This window comes from Chitinophaga sp. CF418 (genome assembly GCF_900142925.1).
In the GTDB taxonomy this organism is placed as follows: domain Bacteria; phylum Bacteroidota; class Bacteroidia; order Chitinophagales; family Chitinophagaceae; genus Chitinophaga.
The window spans coordinates 225,565-246,967 of sequence record NZ_FRCN01000005.1 but is presented as its reverse complement, the minus strand read 5'-3'; the positions used below and the strand labels follow the sequence as shown (position 1 = coordinate 246,967).

Annotated in this window: 25 protein-coding genes; 13 read left to right on the top strand and 12 right to left on the bottom strand. The window is 45.0% G+C overall.

Annotated elements, in window-relative coordinates:
* Window positions 1-43: 43 nt before the first annotated feature.
* Genes F3I09_RS13385 through F3I09_RS13370 form a run of 4 tightly spaced genes read left to right on the top strand, consistent with a single transcriptional unit; the run spans window position 44 to window position 1,996 of the window.
* A complete protein-coding gene (locus F3I09_RS13385) occupies window positions 44-508 on the top strand; it encodes a hypothetical protein (protein WP_149695532.1) in 465 nt (154 codons plus the stop codon).
* Between the two features lies 1 nt (window position 509).
* On the top strand, window positions 510-815 hold the full coding sequence (locus tag F3I09_RS13380; RefSeq protein ID WP_149695531.1) for a DUF3817 domain-containing protein: 306 nt from the start codon (window positions 510-512) through the stop codon (window positions 813-815).
* Window positions 816-855: 40 nt separating this feature from the next.
* A complete protein-coding gene (locus F3I09_RS13375) occupies window positions 856-1,617 on the top strand; it encodes a helix-turn-helix domain-containing protein (RefSeq protein ID WP_149695530.1) in 762 nt (253 codons plus the stop codon).
* Between the two features lie 16 nt (window positions 1,618-1,633).
* Window positions 1,634-1,996, top strand: a complete 363-nt coding sequence (locus F3I09_RS13370; RefSeq protein ID WP_149695529.1) for a glyoxalase superfamily protein — start codon at window positions 1,634-1,636, stop codon at window positions 1,994-1,996.
* A 6-nt stretch (window positions 1,997-2,002) separates the two neighbouring features.
* Here the strand turns inward: F3I09_RS13370 and F3I09_RS13365 are convergent, their stop codons facing one another.
* Window positions 2,003-2,452, bottom strand: coding sequence for a DinB family protein (locus tag F3I09_RS13365; protein ID WP_149695528.1), 450 nt, complete (start codon window positions 2,450-2,452; stop codon window positions 2,003-2,005).
* 52 nt (window positions 2,453-2,504) lie between these two features.
* Window positions 2,505-2,810 carry a hypothetical protein gene (locus tag F3I09_RS13360; protein WP_149695527.1) on the bottom strand — a complete coding sequence of 102 codons (306 nt, stop codon included), beginning with the start codon at window positions 2,808-2,810 and terminating at the stop codon, window positions 2,505-2,507.
* Window positions 2,811-2,926: 116 nt separating this feature from the next.
* On the opposite strand from F3I09_RS13360, the gene F3I09_RS13355 reads away from it, so the two are divergent.
* Entirely contained in the window at window positions 2,927-3,418 is a 492-nt protein-coding gene (locus F3I09_RS13355) for a GNAT family N-acetyltransferase (protein WP_149695526.1), read from the top strand.
* A 266-nt stretch (window positions 3,419-3,684) separates the two neighbouring features.
* Here the strand turns inward: F3I09_RS13355 and rsgA are convergent, their stop codons facing one another.
* The 5 genes from rsgA to F3I09_RS13335 all read right to left on the bottom strand — a co-directional run bounded on the left by rsgA (window position 3,685) and on the right by F3I09_RS13335 (window position 8,810).
* The gene (gene rsgA, locus F3I09_RS13350) at window positions 3,685-4,749 is read right to left on the bottom strand and encodes a ribosome small subunit-dependent GTPase A (RefSeq protein WP_149695525.1); all 1,065 of its coding nucleotides are present in this window, start codon (window positions 4,747-4,749) and stop codon (window positions 3,685-3,687) included.
* Window positions 4,750-5,038: 289 nt separating this feature from the next.
* Window positions 5,039-6,694, bottom strand: a complete 1,656-nt coding sequence (locus F3I09_RS13345) for a nitric-oxide reductase large subunit (RefSeq protein WP_223233231.1) — start codon at window positions 6,692-6,694, stop codon at window positions 5,039-5,041.
* Complete coding sequence (locus F3I09_RS34395; RefSeq protein WP_223233230.1) at window positions 6,622-7,281, bottom strand: hypothetical protein; 660 nt, start codon at window positions 7,279-7,281, stop codon at window positions 6,622-6,624. The genes F3I09_RS13345 and F3I09_RS34395 overlap by 73 nt, the downstream gene beginning before the upstream one ends.
* 42 nt (window positions 7,282-7,323) lie before the next feature.
* Complete coding sequence (gene ric, locus F3I09_RS13340; protein ID WP_149695524.1) at window positions 7,324-8,268, bottom strand: iron-sulfur cluster repair di-iron protein; 945 nt, start codon at window positions 8,266-8,268, stop codon at window positions 7,324-7,326.
* A 107-nt stretch (window positions 8,269-8,375) separates the two neighbouring features.
* Window positions 8,376-8,810 (bottom strand): Rrf2 family transcriptional regulator, encoded by a 435-nt coding sequence (locus tag F3I09_RS13335; protein WP_149695523.1) that lies wholly within the window; start codon window positions 8,808-8,810, stop codon window positions 8,376-8,378.
* Window positions 8,811-8,963: 153 nt separating this feature from the next.
* On the opposite strand from F3I09_RS13335, the gene F3I09_RS13330 reads away from it, so the two are divergent.
* Window positions 8,964-9,365 carry a group III truncated hemoglobin gene (locus tag F3I09_RS13330; protein ID WP_149695522.1) on the top strand — a complete coding sequence of 134 codons (402 nt, stop codon included), beginning with the start codon at window positions 8,964-8,966 and terminating at the stop codon, window positions 9,363-9,365.
* Between the two features lie 113 nt (window positions 9,366-9,478).
* On the opposite strand, the gene F3I09_RS13325 is transcribed toward F3I09_RS13330, so the two are convergent.
* Together F3I09_RS13325 and F3I09_RS13320 are read right to left on the bottom strand one after the other, a co-directional pair.
* Window positions 9,479-9,892, bottom strand: coding sequence for a VOC family protein (locus F3I09_RS13325; protein WP_149695521.1), 414 nt, complete (start codon window positions 9,890-9,892; stop codon window positions 9,479-9,481).
* A gap of 26 nt (window positions 9,893-9,918) precedes the next feature.
* The gene (locus F3I09_RS13320; protein WP_149695520.1) at window positions 9,919-10,158 is read right to left on the bottom strand and encodes a hypothetical protein; all 240 of its coding nucleotides are present in this window, start codon (window positions 10,156-10,158) and stop codon (window positions 9,919-9,921) included.
* A gap of 476 nt (window positions 10,159-10,634) precedes the next feature.
* Here F3I09_RS13320 and F3I09_RS13315 point away from each other — a divergent pair, with 476 nt between their 5' ends.
* Together F3I09_RS13315 and F3I09_RS13310 are read left to right on the top strand one after the other, a co-directional pair.
* Window positions 10,635-11,201 carry a hypothetical protein gene (locus F3I09_RS13315; RefSeq protein WP_149695519.1) on the top strand — a complete coding sequence of 189 codons (567 nt, stop codon included), beginning with the start codon at window positions 10,635-10,637 and terminating at the stop codon, window positions 11,199-11,201.
* Between the two features lie 156 nt (window positions 11,202-11,357).
* Window positions 11,358-11,756, top strand: coding sequence for a DoxX family protein (locus F3I09_RS13310; RefSeq protein WP_149695518.1), 399 nt, complete (start codon window positions 11,358-11,360; stop codon window positions 11,754-11,756).
* Window positions 11,757-11,904: 148 nt separating this feature from the next.
* Here F3I09_RS13310 and F3I09_RS13305 read toward each other — a convergent pair whose 3' ends face one another.
* Together F3I09_RS13305 and F3I09_RS13300 are read right to left on the bottom strand one after the other, a co-directional pair.
* Window positions 11,905-12,744 carry a universal stress protein gene (locus tag F3I09_RS13305; RefSeq protein ID WP_149695517.1) on the bottom strand — a complete coding sequence of 280 codons (840 nt, stop codon included), beginning with the start codon at window positions 12,742-12,744 and terminating at the stop codon, window positions 11,905-11,907.
* A 357-nt stretch (window positions 12,745-13,101) separates the two neighbouring features.
* The gene (locus F3I09_RS13300; RefSeq protein ID WP_149695516.1) at window positions 13,102-14,712 is read right to left on the bottom strand and encodes an alpha-amylase family glycosyl hydrolase; all 1,611 of its coding nucleotides are present in this window, start codon (window positions 14,710-14,712) and stop codon (window positions 13,102-13,104) included.
* 219 nt (window positions 14,713-14,931) lie between these two features.
* Between F3I09_RS13300 and F3I09_RS13295 the strand changes: the two genes are divergently transcribed.
* The 5 genes from F3I09_RS13295 to F3I09_RS13275 all read left to right on the top strand — a co-directional run bounded on the left by F3I09_RS13295 (window position 14,932) and on the right by F3I09_RS13275 (window position 20,179).
* Entirely contained in the window at window positions 14,932-17,067 is a 2,136-nt protein-coding gene (locus F3I09_RS13295) for a glycoside hydrolase family 97 protein (protein WP_149695515.1), read from the top strand.
* A gap of 281 nt (window positions 17,068-17,348) precedes the next feature.
* Window positions 17,349-17,798 carry a thioredoxin family protein gene (locus tag F3I09_RS13290; protein ID WP_223233229.1) on the top strand — a complete coding sequence of 150 codons (450 nt, stop codon included), beginning with the start codon at window positions 17,349-17,351 and terminating at the stop codon, window positions 17,796-17,798.
* Window positions 17,782-18,729, top strand: a complete 948-nt coding sequence (locus F3I09_RS13285) for an FAD:protein FMN transferase (protein WP_149695514.1) — start codon at window positions 17,782-17,784, stop codon at window positions 18,727-18,729. Before F3I09_RS13290 ends, F3I09_RS13285 begins: the two co-directional genes overlap by 17 nt.
* Complete coding sequence (locus F3I09_RS13280; protein ID WP_149695513.1) at window positions 18,726-18,962, top strand: DUF4266 domain-containing protein; 237 nt, start codon at window positions 18,726-18,728, stop codon at window positions 18,960-18,962. The genes F3I09_RS13285 and F3I09_RS13280 overlap by 4 nt, the downstream gene beginning before the upstream one ends.
* A gap of 29 nt (window positions 18,963-18,991) precedes the next feature.
* A complete protein-coding gene (locus F3I09_RS13275) occupies window positions 18,992-20,179 on the top strand; it encodes a DUF3570 domain-containing protein (RefSeq protein WP_149695512.1) in 1,188 nt (395 codons plus the stop codon).
* Between the two features lie 113 nt (window positions 20,180-20,292).
* On the opposite strand, the gene F3I09_RS13270 is transcribed toward F3I09_RS13275, so the two are convergent.
* Window positions 20,293-21,363, bottom strand: a complete 1,071-nt coding sequence (locus F3I09_RS13270; protein ID WP_149695511.1) for a trans-acting enoyl reductase family protein — start codon at window positions 21,361-21,363, stop codon at window positions 20,293-20,295.
* Window positions 21,364-21,403 lie beyond the last annotated feature (40 nt).

The window sequence follows — 21,403 nt, the reverse complement described above, 5'->3', positions numbered from 1 at the left end:
GATTCTCTCATTTCGACAGACCTTTGCGGAACAAAATATAGAGATGTATTTTTCATTGTTACTTGTTCATTCCTTCTTCAGATGGATGGTGGTATTAGGCCTGTTGTACGCCATATACCGCGGCATCAGAGGATGGGTGGGAAAACGTTCTTTTACGCTTGCTGACGACAGGGTCAGGCATATAACAGCCACTATTGCCCATATACAGCTGGCATTAGGCTATGTGCTGTACTTTAGTAGTCCCATGGTTGCCTGGTTCAGAGGACATTACCATGAAGCCATTATACAGTTTGATTTCTTTTTTTTTGGATTACTGCACGTCGTCCTGATGACGATTGCTGTGATCGTTGTTACTATCGGCTCTTCTTCCGCCAAAAGATCAGTCACCAACCAGGGTAAGTTCAGGATAATGACCATACTGTTTGCCCTGGGCCTGTTAATTATTTTCATTGCCATACCATGGCCTTTTTCGCCACTGGCGAACAGGCCATACATTAGAACATTTTAGAATGATGCGTTTTCTAAGTACAAAAGTGGGTCGTTTAAGACTAATCGGTTTTTTAGAAGGAATTTCCTTATTGGTATTAACAGGAATAGCAGTGCCTATGAAATATGCTTCCAATGATCCGTCCCTGGTAAAGCTGATGGGACCCATACACGGTTTTTTCTTTGTGATCTTCGTGATCAATGCATTAAGTGTTGGCATTGAGTACAAATGGAAGTTCAGTGAAATTACCTGGAAAGTATTGTTGGCATGTATCATCCCCTTCGGTACTTTTTATATTGATTACCGGATCTTACGGCAGATGGAATAAGCCGGAATAAAGATTATCTTTGCTCCATACCGTTGCCCTGATGCATATCGAAAAATACATACCGGTAGCCATATTGCAGCCCTTTATCAAATCTTTCATGATCATTGAAAGCGAATATGCCGTGCAGAACCAGATACTGCCGGATACCGCCGTTGTGATGGCTTTCCGGCTAAGGGGAACGGTGATGGAAAAGGATCAGGGAATACTGCCGGCTGCTGCATTGGGAGGGCTCAGAAAGACTTACAGGTCCCTGACATATGAAGGCAATACCGCCAACCTGCTGATCGTTTTCCGGGAAGATGGTGCTGCCGCGTTCTTTAAAGAGCCGCTGCATGAATTATTCGGAGGATCTGTCTCACTGGATAATTTTATCCGCAGGCAACGGCTGGATGATATTACAGAGCAACTGGCTGCTGCTCCTGATAATCAGGTTTGTATAGACATTGTACAACGCTTTCTGCTGACTGTCTGGAAACAGGCAAAACCTGACCTGCTGGTGCAGGAGGCGGTACGCAGTATCAGGCTGGCGGACGGTAACCTGCGGATAAAAGAGCTGCTGCAGGGACTGCATATCAGCCAGGATGCTTTTGAGAAACGCTTCAGAAAGATAACAGGCGCCTCTCCCAAACAGTTTGCGTCTATTGTCCGCTTAAGAAGCCTGATTGGCCGGGCCGACGGTAGTACTTTAACAGAGTTGGCGTATGAAGCGGGGTATTTTGATCAGGCGCATTTCATAAAGGACTTCAAATCATTCACCGGCAAAACACCGCGTGAATTCTACAAATCAGCTATTTATTGGTAAAACTGAAACATGCTGTATGGCCATTGTAAAACCAGTGCTGCGCGCATTTGATTACGCAAAAGTAATAGAGTTCTATGTCGAATGGCTGGGCTTCCGGGTAGACTGGGAACACAGACCTGAGAACACCCCCTTTTATATACAGATCTCCATGGGAGATATCGTGCTGAATATTTCAGAGCATCATGGTGACGCCAGTCCCGGCGCATGTGTATGTATAGACAGCTTTGAAGATATCGAAGCCTATCACAAAAAGCTGATCGATAAACAATATAAGTATAACCGCCCCGGTTTAGAGGAGGCTTTTTATGATCCATCCATACTGACGGTCACCGTAAACGATCCGTTTTATAACAAGATCATTTTTGCCGGAAAGAAATAATAGTATTTACTTATCCAGTAATCTCCTGTGATAATTGATCTGCCCCAGATGATATCCCAGGTGAGTGGCGAGATGGATCAGCATATAAGCTGTTGTTGTCTTACCATCAAAAACAATGATAGGGTATTCTTCTGACAATTTTTCTTCTGAAAGATTGTTAAGCGTCCTTTCAACTACACTGATCGTATCATCTATCTTTTGCAACAGTTCTTCGCGGGGAACATCCTTCAGGGAAAATTCAAGTTCCCTATGGCGAACGTAACCGGAATTACCCAGTTGTGCACCGATGAATGTATTTAAATTTCCGACAAGATGTAAACAAAGATTACCGGCCGTGTTCGCAATATTGGCCTCGATTATCCATAAAGCAGGCTCATGCTGATATAAGGATATTTCTTTCTTTAGCTTATTCAGATCCCGGTTGAATAATTCTTTTAAAGCTGCGAGTGTCGACATATATGCAAGGTTTCCTTTATGCAAGATACGTCTTTTTCTACGGGGTGTAGCATTAAATGGACAGACTCCGGTAGAAATATGCCCTTACTACTTCGTCATTATCTTCCAGTACAGGCTTTTTAGTAGAGAACAATGCGCCCTCGACGGTCTTTTGCAGGTATTGCTGGTTCCAATGCATAATAGCCTCTTCCGCGGTATCGCCACAGCCGTAGATGCCGTACTCAGGGCTTTCCCCCAAAAAGCAACAGTATTCATGGCTGTCATTCAAAAGAATGGGTTTGTACTTCCTGACCGCATCCGGTATTTCGTTTGAGTTGTAGTCAACAGGAATAATTTTAATCTCATGTGTTGTTTCCATAGCACTTCTTTTTGGTAGAAATAACCCAATAAATATGCCATGCCAAAGCGCGAAAATGTGTACTTTTATTCCATCCAATTATATTGAGAATTTTATTAAGATAAACTAAGCAGTAAATGAACGGTGCGATTTATGTCCGGCATGTCTCAGTAAAAGATGCGGCGCAGGTAGCCGCTTTATCAGCCGAATTAGGTTACCCCTCAACAGTTAAAGACACGGTCACTTACATTCAGGCAATCGATAAAAGTATTTGCGATGTAGCCTACGTTGCGGTGAATGGAGAAACTGTTCTTGGATGGATCCATGTACTTTATACTATTCGTCTGGAATCAGGTCCTTTCTGCGAGATCGGCGGACTGGTAGTAGCACGCAATGCACATGGCAAAGGTATTGGCAGGTTACTGGTCGATAAAGCAAAGAAATGGGCTGCAGAGAGGAACATCATTACACTGCGTGTACGCAGTAATGTGATCAGAGAAGGAGCACATGCTTTCTATATCAAGAACGGTTTCAAAGAGTTTAAACAACAGAAGGTATTTGACTATACGATCGGTACGGACAATCTGTCTGAAAAGACTGCTATTGAGAATACCAAAGTAAGTGAATAAGAGAACTAAGTAAAAGCGATTCCTTTTTTAAGCGCTGCATAACCTTATCATCTCATACCTAGCAACCCAGGTACACATTCTATTTCCGTAATTCCGATTTGCAAAAAACGTTTTCTGTAGTTCGTGTGATATGAAAATTATTCCTGAGCTATCTGGAACCCGGATCTTCCTGCCAGTATGCAGAACTTCTGTTAGTGCTTTAAAGTCAGCGACTGAAAAAGTTGCTTACCGGAAATCGTAAAGATCTCCGGTAAACAAACATGCTTTTAATACTTCCGCTTCCTACGAAGCGCATTTATCTGTCTGGACAATTTGCCGAACTGTTGTTCCATTCGTTTCTTCTCCATAGCGCTTGCCTGATAGTGGTATTGCTCCCTGATTAACTTCAGATAATTGCGATATACTGTCATGGGCAGTGTACCTTCTTCAACCGCATCAATTACAGCACAGCCGGGCTCCTGTTGATGTGTACAATCGCGGAAACGGCACTTTGCAGAAAGCGCTTCTATCTGCGGATGGTGGAAGCTTACACCTTCGTCTGCATCTATGGTAAGGCCGAACTCCCGCATGCCGGGCGAGTCGATGAGCATACTGCCATTGGGCAACATCGTCAGGTGACGGGCGGTAGTGGTATGCTGGCCTTTATTATTGAATGTGCTGACGCTTCCTTCTTTTTGTATGGCCAGGCCTGACAATGCGTTGAACAGGGTGCTTTTCCCTACGCCGGAAGAGCCCAGTAAAGCAAAGGTTTTTCCCGGTTGAAGATATTGTGAGGTCCAGTCTCCCAATTGCTCATGATTTAATGCACTGGTGAGCAGTACGGGGCAGTTATATCCAAGGGCCAGTACCTGCTGGCGGTATGCTTCCGGAGCATCCACAAGGTCCTGTTTGTTCAGAATAATAACAGGCTGTATGCCGCATTGATAAACCTGCTGCAAGTAGCGTTGCAGTCGCTGCAGGTTGAAGTCGCGGTCAAGACCCTGGATGATCAGCGCTGCGTCTATATTGGCAGCAATCACTTGTTGCTGGCTGCTTTTGCCGGGTAGCTTCCGGCTAATGGCATTTTGCCGCGGCAGTACATCGATGATGATGCTTTGATCATCGTAGGGCTTGAATACTACCCAGTCGCCTACTTTTGGTAGTTCCCAGGTTTCTTTGCTGTTCATCAGCGCGCCGGCCAGCATAGCCGTTGAAGATCCGTTATCGGAGATGATGGTGTGATTGAAAGCATTAATGGCGGTTACACGGCCCGCTTCCAGACCCTGGTTTAAAAAGGATGTATAGTGTTGTTCGAAATGGCTGTTCCAGCCATATTGTGATAGTAATGACATTGTTGAATAGATTGCAGCACTGTGCATGCGGACAATATGCAGTGTCCGGGCAACAGGGCATTGATTCATAAAAAAATATGAAATAGCGGAGTGGGGGAACGCAGCCGTATTAAGTAAGGTTCAGCTACCAGCTGCGTTACGCTGCAATCATTCCGGCGGGAGATGGGCGGTATGTAGTATTGTTAAATGTCATACGTGATAAAGGTAGGGATTTTTAGCAAGAAAAAACCGCCCCAATTATCATTGAGGCGGCTTCTCATCATTTCGTAAACTATTCCTCGTCGTTCTTCTATCGCTTATCTTTCAATGACCATCCTGTCTTTAACCCGATGATAAATACCACCAGCAGCAATTCCCCTGTAGCCAATAGTATATCGCCCGGTACGCGGAGCCAGCGCAAGGTTTGCATAGTAGGCGTCTGCATAAATTCCGCAGAGCGTGCATACCAGTACCCGTGTTGGATAGAAGCAAGACCCTGCATGATACCTATTGGAAGCATGCTGACTGTTACCATCACCAGCAGGCCAATATTGATCATCCAGAAGGCAGTGCCAATCAACTTCTCATTCCAATGATGATTTGGATATAATCCTCTCAGCACAAACAACATCAGACCAATACCAAGTATACCATATACACCGAACAACGCGGCATGTCCATGTACTGCTGTAGTATTCAGCCCTTGTATGTAGTACAAGGCGATCGGCGGATTGATAGCGAAACCGAAGATACCAGCACCCAGGAAGTTCCAGAAGCAGATAGCGATAAAACAGTAAATCGGCCACTTATATGCTTTGATCCATTCGGTGGACTTACTGAGCGTATAGTTGTGGTAAGCTTCATATCCTATCAATACCAGCGGTACTATTTCCAGTGCGCTGAAAGTAGCGCCTAATGCCAGCACCGCCACGGGGGTAGCACTGAAATAAATGTGATGGAAGGTACCGAGTATACCACCTGCCAGAAAAACGATGGTAGAAAAAAGCACACTGGTAGTAGCAGACTGCATACGTAGTAGTCCCAGTCTGCAGAACAGGAATGCAGATACCACAGTAGCAAATACTTCAAAGAAACCTTCTACCCACAGATGTACTACCCACCAGCGCCAGTACTCAGCAATAGCGAGATGTGTCTGTCTGCCATACATCAGGCCTGCTGCATAGAATACTGCAATAGCCACAGATGCGATCACAAATAATGTCAGCAGGTGACGGCTTTCGTCTTTCTTTTTCAATGCCGGCAGCAATGCACGCAGCATGAGTACTAACCAGAGCACCAGTCCTGTCAGCAGTAAGATCTGCCAGATCCTTCCCAGTTCAATATATTCATAACCCTGATGTCCCCACAGGAAATTGTCTACCAGGCCAAGTTTCTGCATCACACCGAGCCACTGTCCTGTTAAGGAACCGCCTACTACAATAATGAGCGCTATGAAAAGAACATTCACACCAAATTTTTGATAACGCGGCTCATAACCGGATATAGCAGGGCCCATATAAAGACCGGTAGCCAGCCATGAAGTGGCGATCCAGAAGATAGCTAATTGTACGTGCCAGCTGCGGGAGATAGACTGAGGCAGGAATTTATCCAGCGGGATGCCGTAAAAACCTTGCCCTTCCACGCCGTAGTGTGCAGTGATAATACCCGCGAGCATCTGTACCAGGATGAGTATACTCACCACCCAGATATATTTCAATACTGCTTTCATGGAAGGAGTAGGCTGCATATTCCTCAATGGATCAGCGGTTGGCAGATCGACGTGCTCGTCCTCTTTATTGCGGACATGATACAATACCAGCAATGCAATACAACCCAGCAACAGTAAGACGCTGAACCCAGACCAGAGGTGCAGGGAAGCAGAAGGTACATTGCCTACCAGTTCATCATTGGGCCAGTTGTTGGTAAATGTGACGCGCGTGCCATCAGGTCTTTCAGTGATACACACCCAGGTACTCCATGCAAAGAAGCTGCCATCAGGCGCATACGCTCAGGATCCTGAATAGTACCTTCCTTTATGGCATACTGACTACGCAGTAGACTGAATGAAGGATCACTCATGAACAGTTTAGTATAATAACCGGCCATTTCATGAAAAACCTTTGCCCTGCTGGCAGAATAGGTGATGGTATTGTCTGTGCTTTTGAACGTATTGGTCCTGAGATCATGCTTCATCCGTTCTTTGTAAACAAGCTGTTCTTCACTGGATAAGCTGTTATACGCCTTTCCGTCTTTTTCTGCGAGTGCGGTCAGCATGGCCAGTGATTCACGGTGCAGATAGTCGGCTGTCCAGTCAGGAGCAATATAGGCCCCATGCCCCCAGATGCTACCTACTGTTTGTCCGCCGATAGATTGCCATACATTCTGGCCGTCTTTGATGTCCTGCCCTGTGAACAAAACTTCACCGGTTTCACTGATCACTTTTGCAGGGATAGGAGGTGCTTTTCTGTATATATCATTACCGAAGAAGAGAAGTACGGCAAATGAGCTGGCCATTACCAGGGCCAGCGAAAGCCATAGTTTTTTTGTAGTCATGGTTTTATTTTGTAGTTGGTATGGATTGAGTGGGAAAAGACGTTATTGTGACAACGACTCCTCAAGCTGGGCAGCCTTCGGAAACAGAATGTTGTTTTCAAGATGGATATGACGCAGAAGGTCTGCCTCAAATGCTTTCATTTTTTCAAAAAGCAATGTATAGGAATTACATGCACCTACCGGTAAGGCATAATCATTGGTGAGTCTCCTGAAAGTACGAAGATCTTCGCCGGAAGTATCATGTTCAGCACGCATAACCTTTATAGCACTCAGTATGGAACTTTTTGCCGGCGATGCTTCTTTAGTCTGTAATGCTTCCAACTGGATGATAGCAGGAAATAATATCCGTTCTTCTTTTTCCATGTGCTGTTGCAGATCATCCAGAAAAGCGATAGTGCCTGTTTCCAGTCCTATTAATTCAGGATGTTCCTTGCCGTGCCTGCGGGCTACTTTTATAGCCAGTTGCTCTATAATGGGCGCATTCTCTCTGACATATTGGTGGTGGGTACCAGCGATGTGATCGATCAACACGTGCAGATCCTGGTTGATATAGTCTTCGGCTGGCAGCACGCCTTCCCTGGTTACATTATCCAGTTCGGAGATAAGGGTAGCTTCATCTATGCCGCGCCTGCGGGCGGCTTCTTTCAGCGTAATATTACCACCGCAGCAAAAGTCGATGCCATGTTTGGCAAATATGTCCGCCTTACGGTAATCGGCCGCTGCAATATCTGCCACGGTTACCTGATCAGGATCCGAAGCCCTTTTTTTCACCAGTACCCTCCATAGCGAAGGGCCATTCTCCAGGTAATCGAAGGTGACAATATTCCCTTTCTTGCTGATCAGTTCATAATAAAGCGGTTTAGGATCGTGATCGTTATGTATGATAAACTCTTCACCGGGAAGCAGTGCATCGAAGGTCTGAATAATAGTCTGGTGTTTTACTGCCGGTGCCAGGGAAGGCACGTCTAAGATTCTTGTTGTATTCATCTCAATCGTATTTATAGTATGTAAATTTTCATTTGTGATACCTATGAAATATCGTCGTTATATAATAGATATTAATACCTTTTTATCCTTTATTATTGTAAAAAATTTTAGTCTCTCCGCAGGAATGTCAGTTTTTTATCCAGCTCTTCCTGGAGATCGCCTACTTTGGTTTTATTCAGCATGTTGGTAATATCTTTCCTGATATTGATGAATTCATGGTGAAGAGGGCAGGGATGTTTATCTGAACATTGTTTCAGTCCGAGACCGCAACCGGAAAAGATATCATCTCCGTCTACAGCCTTAACAATGGTGGCAAGGGATGTTTTTCTGCCGCTGTTATCAAGGTAGAAACCACCGGTAGGGCCTTTCAGCGACTGTACAACACCTTTTCTGCCAAGCTCCTGTAAGATCTTGGCAATGAAGTGCTCGGGAGAATCTATTCCCTTCGCAATATCTTTGATACCCACTCTGCTTCCATCCTTCGATTGCTGCGCAATAAATATCATCGCCCGGATGGCATATTCACAAGTTTTTGAAAACATCCTCTCAAATTATGGAACAAATATAGTACAGATTTTTATTAAAAGACAAAAAAGTCTTTTAATTCCTAAAAAGCCATAACTTTGACATCGGTAAACGGTCGATGAAAGGTTTATTATATCACCGTTTGAATTATAAAAAGGTAAGATACAGTTATGACAGATATTGAGTTAAGGCCACCCCTGGCGGATATTCAGACAGAAGAAGATGTAGCGAAGCTGGTACATACTTTTTACGATAAGGTAAGAGCAGATGAGCTGCTGGGGCCTGTATTTGAGCAGGCGATTCCCGGCGACTGGGCGGCACATCTGGACATTATGTGTAATTTCTGGAGTACGATGCTGTTGTATTCAGGAAGGTACAAGGGAGATCCTATGAGTAAACATTTTTCACTGCCTATAGATCCTGGTCATTTTAGTCAGTGGTTGTCACTTTTCAACGGAACAGTGGATGCACTGTTTCAGGGAGAGATTGCAGATAATGCAAAGGCGCGTGCAAAGAATATAGCAAGGATCATGCAGTCAATGCTGGGATTTACGCCGAATAATAATAACTAACCGGAGCGAAGGATAAATCATCTGCGGAAGCAGAACAATATCCCACCCGCTCCGGTGTAGTTTCAGATGGCGAAAGGAGAAGAAGATTTGAGGGATTGATTCCGGCCAGCCTCTTAAGCTTCCATCGTTGGCATAGCACTGAGATCGGCGTACATTACTTCCCATAGATGACCATCCAGGTCCTGGAAGGCGCGGGAGTACATCCAACCATAGTCCTGTGGCTCGCTATACTGCAATGCGCCGGCTGCCAGCGCTTTGTCAGCCAGCTCATTTACTTTTTCCTTACTATCTACAGAGAAGCAATTGATCACTTCCGCAAATTTCGAGGAGTCGGCAATATCCTTTTTGATGAATGATTTGAAGAACTCTTCCACCAGCAGCATTGCGTAGATGTTCTCTCCGATAATGAGGCAGGCTCCTTTCTCATTGGTGAACTGCTGATTGAATCCGAAGCCCAGTGTGCTGAAGAATGCTTTGGATTTTTCCAGGTCCTTAACAGATAAATTCATGAAAATTTGTGTTGCCATTTTTATTGGTTTATAGAATTTTACAATCACGCATGAGGAACGATCACTTCATCCGTCAGCACTTCTCCTTCGAATCCCCATTTTTTCAGCAGGTTGATCACTACTGATGGATTAACATTGCCGGACATACACTCCACACGTAGTATCCTGTCACAATCTTCCAGATCAAAATTTGCCTTGTAACCGGCGTATATTCTGTGCATCTGTGTAAGGAACGTATGAGCATGCTCCCGGTTGGTAATATTGGTTTTGAATACTTCCACCATATACATAAAAGTTTCAGGTTGCAGGTTTTAATCAGGCTCGGCCGTTACAGGCCCTTTCATGGAACCTTTATGGTTGCAAAAATATGCGAAACCTTTTGGTTGCCCGGGTCGTGAAAACGACATAATAGGGGGGAGAATGGGACATTTTCAGGCCTCGGGTAAGGGGAAGGTTCCGGTAGAGATATAGTGGGGACTATAACCTATAGGCTCATTACTCCTACATTACAGGCACTATTCTATAGCGATGGCTATACAATAGCGCCTGTAATGTAGGAGTAATGAGCCTGTAGGTTATAATCTCCACTATAGTCGAAGTATAGACGAACCCTATCGGAATGGGAGGAAGGGCCTCTTATGAGCCGAAAAAGGGCTCTTATGTGTCAATTTGGGGCTCTCGTATAGATTATTTTGGACTGCCTTGATGCTGTGTTTAATATTGCCCATGTAACTTCATTCATCACCAAAACAATTTTATTATGGCAAAAGTAATTGGCAACATTTTAACCAGTAATCTCTCCGGAACAATCGGGAATCTGAATTTTTACAACCGTGAGGGAACACCTGTTGTAAGACGGGCAAGAACCAAGGGTAAGCCGAAATTTACTGCGGAGCAGGTCACCTTACAGAATAGGTTCGAGCGTGCATCTAGTTTTGCGACAGAGGCTGTCGCAGATCCGGATCTGAAATTTTATTATAAGTCGCTTGCGACAGGAGCGCAGAACGCCCGCAACATGGCATTAAAAGACGCCATGAGCGCGCCTCAGATCTCTGAAATTGACTTTGAGTCTTACAACGGGCATCCAGGTGAGAAAATCACTATACGGGCTAGAAACTTTTTCAGGGTTTACCAGGTCTATGTGAAGATCTTCAACGAAGACGGAACATTGATAGAGGAAGGTTATGCAACAGAGGACAGGATACCTGCGGTCTGGATCTACCAGGCGACGAAAGAGCTGGATACCCGCCAGGCAAAAGTCGAGATAACTGCTGAGAACATTCCCGGTAATGAGACAAGTGTAGCGAAGTTGATCAAAGTAAGATGATCTTGTCATTACGGTCTGATGAAACCAAGACCGAACGCAGTTCCCACTCCCAACAGAGGCGCACAGGAATGTCCTGAATTACCCCTTATACTGTCCGAATCACACATTAAATACCTTAGAAAATGCTGATATGTTTGCATCATAAAACACACAATTATGAAAACGAACAAAATCAGAATTTTCTACTGGGTATCAACAGGCATTTTTGCATTACTGATGCTGATGGATAGTATAGGAGGCATCACACATGAGGCAACAGGTGTGGCTATTATAAAGCATCTTGGATATCCGGAGTATGTATTGACTATTTTTGGCGTCGCTAAGTTGCTGGGAGCTCTCGCTATTCTGCAGCCAAAATTCAGGACCCTCAGAGAATGGGCATATGCAGGTTTTGCTATTAACTTCATCGGTGCATTTTGTTCCCGTGCAGCAGTAGGTGATCCGATCGGGGAACTGATCCCACCCGTAGTGGCATTGCTGATCATGTTTGTGCCTTATTATGCGTGGAAACGTTTTGAAGCAGCGAAAGGAACCGCATCATTAGCAGCAGCCTGAATAAAAGCAATTGTATGAAAGTTACACTGACCGGGATATACGTTTTCAGCTGCCAGATACAATAACAGGTATCAGGTGCTGTAGAGAAATGTATATCCCGGAAACTTCGTGACCTCATGCAACAGTCAGTAATCTGAGAACTATTTTCTTACGCAGGGATGATCAGCAGCGGAACATTGCTGTTCCATGCCAGTTGCTTTGATACACTTTTCTGGAATATAGTAGCCAGCAGGCTTTTCTTTTCATGAATAGCAATGATCAGTGAAATGTCATGCTGAGCGGCAAATTCATTGATGCTGTTAACTACATGTTTGTCCTCTATATAATTGAATGAAGGATGATATTTGTCCAGTAACTGATGAAGGTGTTTAATATCTTCTCTTGTCTCGGGAGAGTAACCTTCATTGCTGGTAACGTTGACGACAAACAACTCAGCGTGTAAATTGTTGAGCATTTCAACCAGTCCGGGTAATGCCTTCCCTCGCCGGAGTGTGTCAAAATCCACAGTCAGCAGTACTTTTTCAAGTGGTGTTATCCTTGCATCTTCAGGAACGATCACCAGGGGATAATCACAGCTTTCCATTACCCGTATACTATGACTGCCCACCAGAAATTTTTCCATATTGGACTTGTCGGAAAGGCCGGCTACTACCAGGTCTACATGTTCTTTGCTGATCAGTTTTTTGATAGCCTCTTCAAGGATATCATCATCTGACAATGTATCAATAGTAATACCTGCAGCGGAGGGTTCCAGCATGCTACGGAGGTTGTCCAGCCGCATTATACTTTCCTTATATAAATCATCGGGATTAGCCTGTATAACGGGTATTTCCGGTGTGACCGGTACATTGGCAACAGGTTCGAGGCTTTGAAATGCGTTGAACAAAAGGATGCGTTTGCTATGCAGCTGGTCTGCCAGATGAATAGCGTAATGAGCAGCCCGCAGCGCTACATCGGAAAAATCTGTGAGTACGAGGATGGTTTGCATGAGACAAGGTGTTTTAATAAGCTGGTGAAAAAATCAGGCCAGTGTTTTATGATTGCATGCTCATTTTTATGCGTGAATAGTAAATTTGATAAATGTTGAATAAAGTGGGGATGAAAAATTTTTTATATTCAAATTTGTATGTAATTTGATGTTGTTATGTGAATTGCAAATCGTTTGTTAACAACAACTATACACCAGAACTTATGGTTTTAAATTATTCCCGGCTTCTTCGGGATGATGATCTAGTTGAACATTTTCTTGTAGAGGTTCTTCAGGTTGGCTATAGGGTTGCGCCTACAATTATCAGAAGAATTGTTACGAGTGAAAAAATGTTGATGGATAGAAAACCAATGACGCCTACCTGTCCTCCAGCCTTATCACCAATCCTTCATCTCCATCCAGGCTGATAGTATCACTTACTATGTTGCCTTCCGTTTCCGGGAAAGTAGCTATTTCGATGCGGCCGCGGAAAGGGAAATTGGCTGGTCTGAAATAACAGGGGAGATGCGTCAGATTTAATACGATCAGGAAGCTGGGATGTCCTTCCTGTTGCCGCATAAAAGCCAGGATCTGGTTGTCGGAGAATACGGGAGTATAATCACCTGTTGTCAGCGACGCCTCCCGTCTGCGCAAAGAGATGAGTTGCCTGTAGAGTGACAGCGTGGAATAAGCGTCCGTCTTTTGTGTACTTACATTTGCCCTTTGGTATATCTTTGACAGGCGCAGCCAGGGTTTACCTGCTGTGAATCCTGCGTTTACGGTGTTATCCCACTGCATGGGGGTACGGGAAGGATCTCTGCTGAGATTCTTGTCCGGCATGTTCAGACCCTGTGGATCCTGTATTTCATCGAAGGGAATAGCAACACTACGCATGCCGATTTCATCACCATAGTAGATGGTAGGCGTGCCGCGAAGGGTAAGCAGTAACATGGCGGCAACCCTTGCCTGCTGCTCTCCGATGCGGCTGGCAATACGATGCTGGTCATGGTTACTCAACACCCAGTTAGGCCATCCCTGGGCCGGAAGGGCGCCTTCATATTGATCGATGGCCACGGAGAGGGAGGAAGCTTCCCATGGAAGCAATAACAGCTGGAAGTTAAAAGGCAGGTGAGCGCCTTTATTGTCTATACCGTAATAGGCCATTAATTGCTGGATAGGCAGGTATATTTCTCCTATCATCACACGGTCGCCTTCAAACTCTTCCATAACATGCCTCATTTTACGTACGACGTCATGCACTTCCGGCTGATCTGTAGAGTAGACAGGCAGCTGCTGTGAATAGGTGGGCATGTGTTGCCCGTAGCCCGGATTGACAGGATTATTACGCAGCTGTTTGTCTTTGATCATATGCCACATCACATCCACGCGGAAGCCGTCCACACCTCTTTTCAGCCAGTAACGCATGACGTTGAACATGGCTTCTGCTACGGCCGGGTTCCGCCAGTTCAGGTCCGGCTGTTCCTTCAGGAATGCATGGTAATAATATTGTTGTGTAGTAGCATCCCATTCCCATGCCTCGCCACCGAATACGCTCAGCCAGTTGTTGGGAACACCGCCATCAGGCAGTGGATCATGCCAGATATACCAGTCCCGTTTGGGATTGTCCAGTGAGGAACGGGATTCCAGGAACCAGGGATGCTGATCTGATGTATGATTGGGCACGAGGTCAAGCAATAACTTCATGCCTCTTCTGTGCACTTCATCCAGCAGCGCATCGAAATCATGCATGGAACCAAACAGCGGATGTACATCCGTATAGTCGGCAATGTCATAGCCGAAATCAGCCATGGGAGAAGGATATATGGGAGAGAGCCAGACGGCGTCTATGCCCAGCCATTGCAGATAATCCAGCCGGTTCATGATGCCTCTGAGATCGCCGATACCATCGCCGTTACTATCCTGGAATGAGCGGGGATATACCTGGTATATGACACCTGTCTGCCACCATTTATCGAAAATCTTTACCATGCTGATGAGTTTTTTAATGATATGCTTTGTGTTCACAACATTTCTGCCAGAATTAACAGGCAGGATCAGCAATAGTTCCGGCCTGAAGGTTGTGGGAACTAGTAAAAACCCAGGTGAAAAACCAACAGACTTTTTGCGCACAATTATTATATTGCCGGTTAAATTAACTTTTCACGTTATATCGCCAGCAATATATATAGCTACATTAAATCACACAGCATGCGCAAAACTATCATTTTCATCTGTTGCCTTTTCCTATGGAAGATGGCCGGAGCCCAGGAATTGACATCACCAGATAAAAATCTGCACTTACAGTTCTCCATACAGCAAAACGGGATTCCCGGCTACGCCCTGACCTACAAAGGGAAGGACGTGATTAAGCCCAGTCGCCTGGGGCTGGAACTGAAGGCTGACGCCTCCTTTATTGACAGCTTTGAAGTGGCTGGTACCAAAACGTCTTCCTTTGATGAAACCTGGCAACCGGTATGGGGTGAGGTAAAAGAGATCCGTAACCAGTATAATGAACTGGAAGTGAATTTACACCAGGTCTCCACAGACCGTATCCTGATCATCCGTTTCAGGTTGTTCAATGACGGGCTGGGATTTCGCTATGAGTTTCCGCAACAGCGGCACCTGGCTTATTTTGTGATCAAAGAAGAGCGGACAGAATTTGCACTGGCAGGTGATCATAAAGCCTTCTGGCTGCCGGGTGATTACGATACCCAGGAATATAGTACCGTTACTTCCAATCTATCAGAAGTAAGAGGCAAGATGAAAGAAGCAGTTACGCCAAACGCTTCGCAGACCGTCTTTTCTCCCACCGGGCTGCAGACGCCGCTCATGATGAAGAGTAAGAACGGCCTGTATATCAATATCCATGAAGCTGCATTGATAGAATATTCCGCTTTATCGCTGGAACTGGATGATAAGAACTTTGTACTCAGATCCTTCCTGACGCCTGATGCGGTAGGCGATAAAGGTTACCTGCAGGCGCCCTGTAAATCGCCCTGGAGAACTGTGATCGTGAGTGACAAGGCGGGAGATATCCTGACCTCAAAACTGATCTACAATCTGAATGAGCCTACGAAATATAAAGACCCTGCTTCCTGGATCAAACCGGTGAAGTATGTGGGTGTATGGTGGGAGATGATCACCGGGAAGAGTACCTGGGCCTATACGGATATTGAGAATGTACAGTTGGGCGTTACAGACTATTCCAGAACAAAGCCGAATGGCAGGCATGGCGCCAATACTGCCCACGTAAAGGAATACATTGATTTTGCCGCTGAAAATGGCTTTGACGCGGTGCTGGTGGAAGGATGGAATCAGGGTTGGGAAGACTGGTTCGGCAAAACGAAAGATTATGTATTTGACTTTCTGACACCATACCCTGATTTTGATGTACAGGAATTACACCGTTATGCTGCCAGCAAAGGGGTAAAGATTATCATGCATCATGAAACTTCATCTTCCGTTCGCAACTATGAGCGTCATATGGATACTGCCTACAGGTTTATGGTCAATAACGGCTATAATGCTGTGAAAAGCGGGTATGTCGGCAATATCATCCCCAGAGGGGAACATCACTACGGACAATGGCTCGTAAATCACTATCTGTATGCTGTTACCAGGGCTGCTGAATATCATATTATGGTAGATGCACATGAATCTGTACATATGACAGGCCTTTCCCGCACCTATCCTAACCTGATAGGACAGGAGTCTGCCAGGGGAACAGAATATGAATCCTTTGGCGGTAACAATCCTGATCATACAACTATTCTTCCCTTTACCCGTCTGATAGGCGGACCGATGGATTACACACCGGGTATCTTCCAGATGAAGATCAGCGCCTATAATCCGGAAAATACTTCCTGGGTACGCAGTACGCTGGCCCGTCAGCTTGCGCTGTATATAACAATGTACAGTCCTTTACAGATGGCTGCTGATTTCCCGGAAACTTACAGGAAGTATATGGATGCTTTCCAGTTCATTAAAGATGTTGCTATAGACTGGGATGATACCAGGGTACTGGAAGCAGAACCGGGAGATTATATTACCATTGCGCGTAAGGCGAAAGGAAAGAGCAGTTGGTTCATCGGTAGTACCTGTGATGAAAACGGACGTGTATCAAAGATCAGCTTTGATTACCTGGATGCCGGTAAGAGATATATCGCTACTATTTACAGTGATAAAAAAGATGCGCATTACGAGAAGAATCCTCAGGCGTATGAGATCAGAAAAATGGTGGTGACGAATAAGTCGACTTTGTCACAACAGTGTGCGCCAGGTGGCGGATATGCTATCAGTGTGGTGGAGGCAGATGATGCTGCTATTAAGGCACTAAAAAAATAATGACATTCCGTTTATAATCAAAGAGGATGAATCAAAAATCAAGGAACATACTTAGAACTGCTTAAGTAACTATCTGATTCTATCAGGTACCAAATGAAAGAGGCTGCTCAATACTTTTGAGTCAGCCTCTTGCGTTTATCCAAGGAACGCTTCGGGAATGCATATATAAGCGGCAGCTTAAAGGAATGTTAAATTCAGGTCCTCTCTAATGCAATTCAGGATTGCTTCAGAATGTAACCAGAATTCGTACTTATTTTTGAATGATACTATAATCAGTTTAGATGAAAATGAAATATGTATTTGGAGGCCTGCTTGCAATGATGGTCATGTCTTTTACAGGATGGGAGCCTGATTTTGAAGCAGCAAAGAAGATCGCGAAAGAAAAGGATCAGCTTATTCTGTTGAATTTTTCCGGGTCTGACTGGTGTGGACCGTGTATCAGGCTGAGGAAAGAGATATTTGATAATGAGCAGTTTTCCAGAATGGCGGATACCACGCTAATTATGGTGAATGCTGATTTTCCCCGGAATAAAAAAAATCAGCCTGATAAGCAGTTGCAGATGCAGAATGAGGTACTCGCCGACAAATACAATCCTATGGGCAAATTCCCTTTTACTGTTTTACTGAATGCCGATGGGAAAGTTCTTGCTTCCTGGGATGGTCTGCCAAAAGCAGATGCGGCAGTCTTTGCCCAACAGGTAAAAAGTATTTGTGATGTTAACAAACACTAAGCAGGCCCTCACCGCATTTAAACGGACGCAAAGGTTGATGGGCAATACATTCGAGATCACTGTAGTTGCTGAAGATGAGAACTGGGCCCAGGAGAAGATAGACCTGGCAGTGGCAGAGATCAGCCGTATCGAAAAATTGCTGACCACTTTTGACGAGAACAGCCAGACTAATCAGATCAACAGGCAGGCTGGCATCGGTGCTGTCAAAGTAGATAAGGAGGTTTTTGACCTGATACAGCGCGCTATCAGGATCTCCGGTATTACAGATGGAGCTTTCGATATTACCTATGGCTCAATTGACAAACGGCTATGGAACTTTGACAGGTCGATGACCTCGTTGCCGGATGAGACGACGGCTAAAGCTATGGTTAAGCTTATTAACTATCGGAATGTGATCCTGGATGCAGAGAATTGCAGTGTAATGCTGAAGGAAAAAGGTATGCGCATCGGATTTGGCGGCATTGGTAAGGGATATGCAGCAGAAATGGCGAAGGCATTGCTTAAACGGGAAGATGTTAAAAGCGGCATTGTAAATGCTTCCGGAGATCTGGCTACCTGGGGATTGCAGCCTGACGGTACACCCTGGACCATTGGCATTGCTCATCCTGACAATGCACATCTGCCGTTTTCCTATATGAACATTACAGATATGGCAGTGGCCACTTCTGGAAATTATGAGAAATATATCACCATTGACGGTAAGAAGTATTCTCATACCATTAATCCGAAAACAGGGTTACCTGTGACTGGTATTAAAAGTGTTACTATTATCAGCCCGAATGCCGAGATCGCGGATGCCATGGCAACGCCGGTAACGATCATGGGCATCAGGGCCGGTCTGAATATGATCGATCAGATCAGGTACCTGGGCTGTATCATTATAGATGATCACAACAATATCTACACATCAAAAAACATCAATTTACAATGAGGGCAAACAGGGGAGGCTTTTCTGCAGGAATTGCACTGGGAATTATTGTGGCCGCACTCACCATTACTTCCTGTACAACAGTGAAGGAATATCAGAAGAACAGGTTAAACGACTCCGAAATGGTATTAGGTAACCGTAAAGTGGAGAAAACGGAACTGAACTTTCAATCCTACCGGGAGGGCTCATCTGGCGCGAATGCCGGAAAGAGTGGCGGTGGATGCGGGTGCAATTAATTTTTCAGGAGTAATGAAACAATGTATCTATGAAACGGATTTTTTTTACAGCGGCTGCCATCCTCGGTATTCTGCGCGCCAATGCGCAGGAGGTAAAAGACAGCACGGGGTATGAGAGCAGAAAATTAAAGGTAGAGGAAATCAATCTGGTATCGAGCTATTATCACCAGAATGGTGAAAACGCAGCTGTCACAGGAGGTATTGGTTCTCAAAAGCTGACAGATATTGCGAATGTATTTGATGTAAGGTTGTTTAAGTATGACAGGAAAAACCGTAAGCATACTTTTGATATAGAGATCGGCCTGGATAATTATACTTCGGCATCTTCAGACAAGATTGATCTGAAAGCTAATTCATCGGCATCTCATGCTGATACCAGGATCTATCCATCATTGACCTGGAGTGTAGAGAATGAGAAGAAAGGAACTACCTTCGGAATAGGGGTGTCTGCTTCAACTGAGTTTGACTACAAGTCGTTCGGTGCCAACGTCAGCTTTGCAAAGAAAACAAGGAACAGGAACGGGGAGTTTTCAGCAAAGCTTCAAACTTACCTGGACAGGGTAAAACTGATTGCCCCTGTAGAATTGCGGCCGGGCGGTGAAGAGGATAAGAACTATCCCACGGCCAACAGAAATACCTATGCGGCATCTTTGTCTTATTCGCAGATAATCAATCAACGTCTGCAGGTTACGTTACTGGCCGACCTGGTTAGTCAGTCGGGTTATCTGGGACTGCCTTTTTATCGGGTATATTTTACTGACGGATCGGTACATCAGGAGACGCTGCCGGATAGCCGGCTGAAGTTACCACTGGGTTTCAGGGCCAACTATTTCCTTGGAGACAGGTTTATCATAAAGACTTACTATCGCTTCTACACCGATGACTGGGGGCTGACTTCGCATACTGCTAACATAGAAGTGCCGGTAAAGATCACGCCATTTGTGTCAGTGAGTCCTTTTTACAGGTATTACACGCAGTCGGCGGTAAAATATTTTGCTCCTTATCAGCAACATACCAGTGGCGATCAGTATTATACGAGCAACTATGATCTTTCAAAGTTTAGCAGCAATTTTGTAGGGGCTGGTATCCGTTTGGCGCCGCCGCGGGGAGTGCTGGGAATGCAGCATTTTAATATGATTGAATTGCGCTACGGACATTACGTGAAGAACATAAACATGAGTTCAAATATAGTATCGCTGAACCTGAAGTTTAAATAATGTCTGGAGGATATATTGGAAAAAAATGAAGGCTCGGGGAGCTTCCCAAACGATGACAGGCCTTGATTTTGTACCATAAAAAAGGGTGTATCAAAAATCTGATACACCCTTTTTTATTTACGTGTTATCTCCCGTTTTACACCGGGAATTTCCATAATCAGATCAGGCCCATAAGCACTGGCAGGCGTTTGGTAGCCAGGCTTATATTCTCCGTTTATAATTTTCTTCGAAATAATGAGTATTGCATAGGCAGTCAGGGAATATGCCTCCGGTGTCTCCATATTGGCTTCCACAGTGGCTCCTTTTGCATTTGTGACCTTTCCCCAGATATGACTGACTGCTTTATCGCGTACTGCCTGATTTGGGCCGGCAGATTGCATTTTAAAGATGCTCAGGATGATGCCTCGCAGAAAGGAGGTTTTTAACAGCCAGTTGAATAAAGGCTGGGCTTTCAGGAAGTACCAGGCCCCTTTATTTATTGCAGTGTATGTAGTGATGTTGGGAATGCCTGTGGAGAAGTAAGCCGTACTGATATCTCCCCATGGAATACTCATGACAAAGACAGGATCTTTATGACCGGGAAATTTGACAGACATTCCTTTTTTCCCCATGGGTTCATATGCGATCTGCCCGTTTTTGCGGATGGCGCCGGGAGTACCCAGTTTATGTAAGGTGCTGATGGAAGTACCCCGTGACAAGGCACTACCGATAACAGCGAAGGCGATTGTGAGATGGTCTGCATCCGGCAACTGCTGTTTTAAGGATAATGCCAGGCAGTCTGTCGGTACCACGTCAAAACCAGCGCCGGGCAATATCATAATATCTTTCGCTTTGGCCTGCTGATCATAACCCTGCAGTAACTCAAATACATCGAGGTCGCCATTCAGGTCAATGTAATGTGTATTGGTTGCCAGGCAGGCATCTATCATCGGCTGAGCGGTGATATGATAAGGGCCTGCGGCTTGTATAACCAATGATATATCTTCCAGGGCGGCTCTTAAGCCGGCACTGTCATCCAGTTCGATAATGCGGAAATCCAGGTTAAGTTCTTTTGCAAGGGCCTCAATGGCAGTTTTTTTCCTGCCGGCAAGGATAGGTGTTAAGCCGTATTGACCAGCATACCGGGCGATCAGTTCCCCGGTATAACCATTGGCTCCATAGAGTAGGATTCTGTTACGTTGCATGGAGGAAAAATACGAGATACACGGGAAACTACAAATTATA

Coding starts and splice junctions, on each gene's coding strand:
- F3I09_RS13280 (WP_149695513.1), top strand. CDS start 18,726: ATGAGGGCAAACAGGGGAGGCTTTTCTGCAGGAATTGCACTGGGAATT.
- F3I09_RS13275 (WP_149695512.1), top strand. CDS start 18,992: ATGAAACGGATTTTTTTTACAGCGGCTGCCATCCTCGGTATTCTGCGC.
- F3I09_RS13270 (WP_149695511.1), bottom strand. CDS start 21,363: ATGCAACGTAACAGAATCCTACTCTATGGAGCCAATGGTTATACCGGG.
- rsgA (WP_149695525.1), bottom strand. CDS start 4,749: ATGTCATTACTATCACAATATGGCTGGAACAGCCATTTCGAACAACAC.
- F3I09_RS13385 (WP_149695532.1), top strand. CDS start 44: ATGTATTTTTCATTGTTACTTGTTCATTCCTTCTTCAGATGGATGGTG.
- F3I09_RS13310 (WP_149695518.1), top strand. CDS start 11,358: ATGAAAACGAACAAAATCAGAATTTTCTACTGGGTATCAACAGGCATT.
- F3I09_RS13330 (WP_149695522.1), top strand. CDS start 8,964: ATGACAGATATTGAGTTAAGGCCACCCCTGGCGGATATTCAGACAGAA.
- F3I09_RS13335 (WP_149695523.1), bottom strand. CDS start 8,810: ATGTTTTCAAAAACTTGTGAATATGCCATCCGGGCGATGATATTTATT.
- F3I09_RS13380 (WP_149695531.1), top strand. CDS start 510: ATGATGCGTTTTCTAAGTACAAAAGTGGGTCGTTTAAGACTAATCGGT.
- F3I09_RS13360 (WP_149695527.1), bottom strand. CDS start 2,810: ATGGAAACAACACATGAGATTAAAATTATTCCTGTTGACTACAACTCA.
- F3I09_RS13285 (WP_149695514.1), top strand. CDS start 17,782: ATGTTAACAAACACTAAGCAGGCCCTCACCGCATTTAAACGGACGCAA.
- F3I09_RS13290 (WP_223233229.1), top strand. CDS start 17,349: ATGAAAATGAAATATGTATTTGGAGGCCTGCTTGCAATGATGGTCATG.
- F3I09_RS13370 (WP_149695529.1), top strand. CDS start 1,634: ATGGCCATTGTAAAACCAGTGCTGCGCGCATTTGATTACGCAAAAGTA.
- F3I09_RS13325 (WP_149695521.1), bottom strand. CDS start 9,892: ATGGCAACACAAATTTTCATGAATTTATCTGTTAAGGACCTGGAAAAA.
- F3I09_RS13355 (WP_149695526.1), top strand. CDS start 2,927: ATGAACGGTGCGATTTATGTCCGGCATGTCTCAGTAAAAGATGCGGCG.
- F3I09_RS34395 (WP_223233230.1), bottom strand. CDS start 7,281: ATGACTACAAAAAAACTATGGCTTTCGCTGGCCCTGGTAATGGCCAGC.
- F3I09_RS13305 (WP_149695517.1), bottom strand. CDS start 12,744: ATGCAAACCATCCTCGTACTCACAGATTTTTCCGATGTAGCGCTGCGG.
- F3I09_RS13320 (WP_149695520.1), bottom strand. CDS start 10,158: ATGGTGGAAGTATTCAAAACCAATATTACCAACCGGGAGCATGCTCAT.
- F3I09_RS13315 (WP_149695519.1), top strand. CDS start 10,635: ATGGCAAAAGTAATTGGCAACATTTTAACCAGTAATCTCTCCGGAACA.
- F3I09_RS13375 (WP_149695530.1), top strand. CDS start 856: ATGCATATCGAAAAATACATACCGGTAGCCATATTGCAGCCCTTTATC.
- F3I09_RS13365 (WP_149695528.1), bottom strand. CDS start 2,452: ATGTCGACACTCGCAGCTTTAAAAGAATTATTCAACCGGGATCTGAAT.
- F3I09_RS13300 (WP_149695516.1), bottom strand. CDS start 14,712: ATGGTAAAGATTTTCGATAAATGGTGGCAGACAGGTGTCATATACCAG.
- F3I09_RS13295 (WP_149695515.1), top strand. CDS start 14,932: ATGCGCAAAACTATCATTTTCATCTGTTGCCTTTTCCTATGGAAGATG.
- ric (WP_149695524.1), bottom strand. CDS start 8,268: ATGAATACAACAAGAATCTTAGACGTGCCTTCCCTGGCACCGGCAGTA.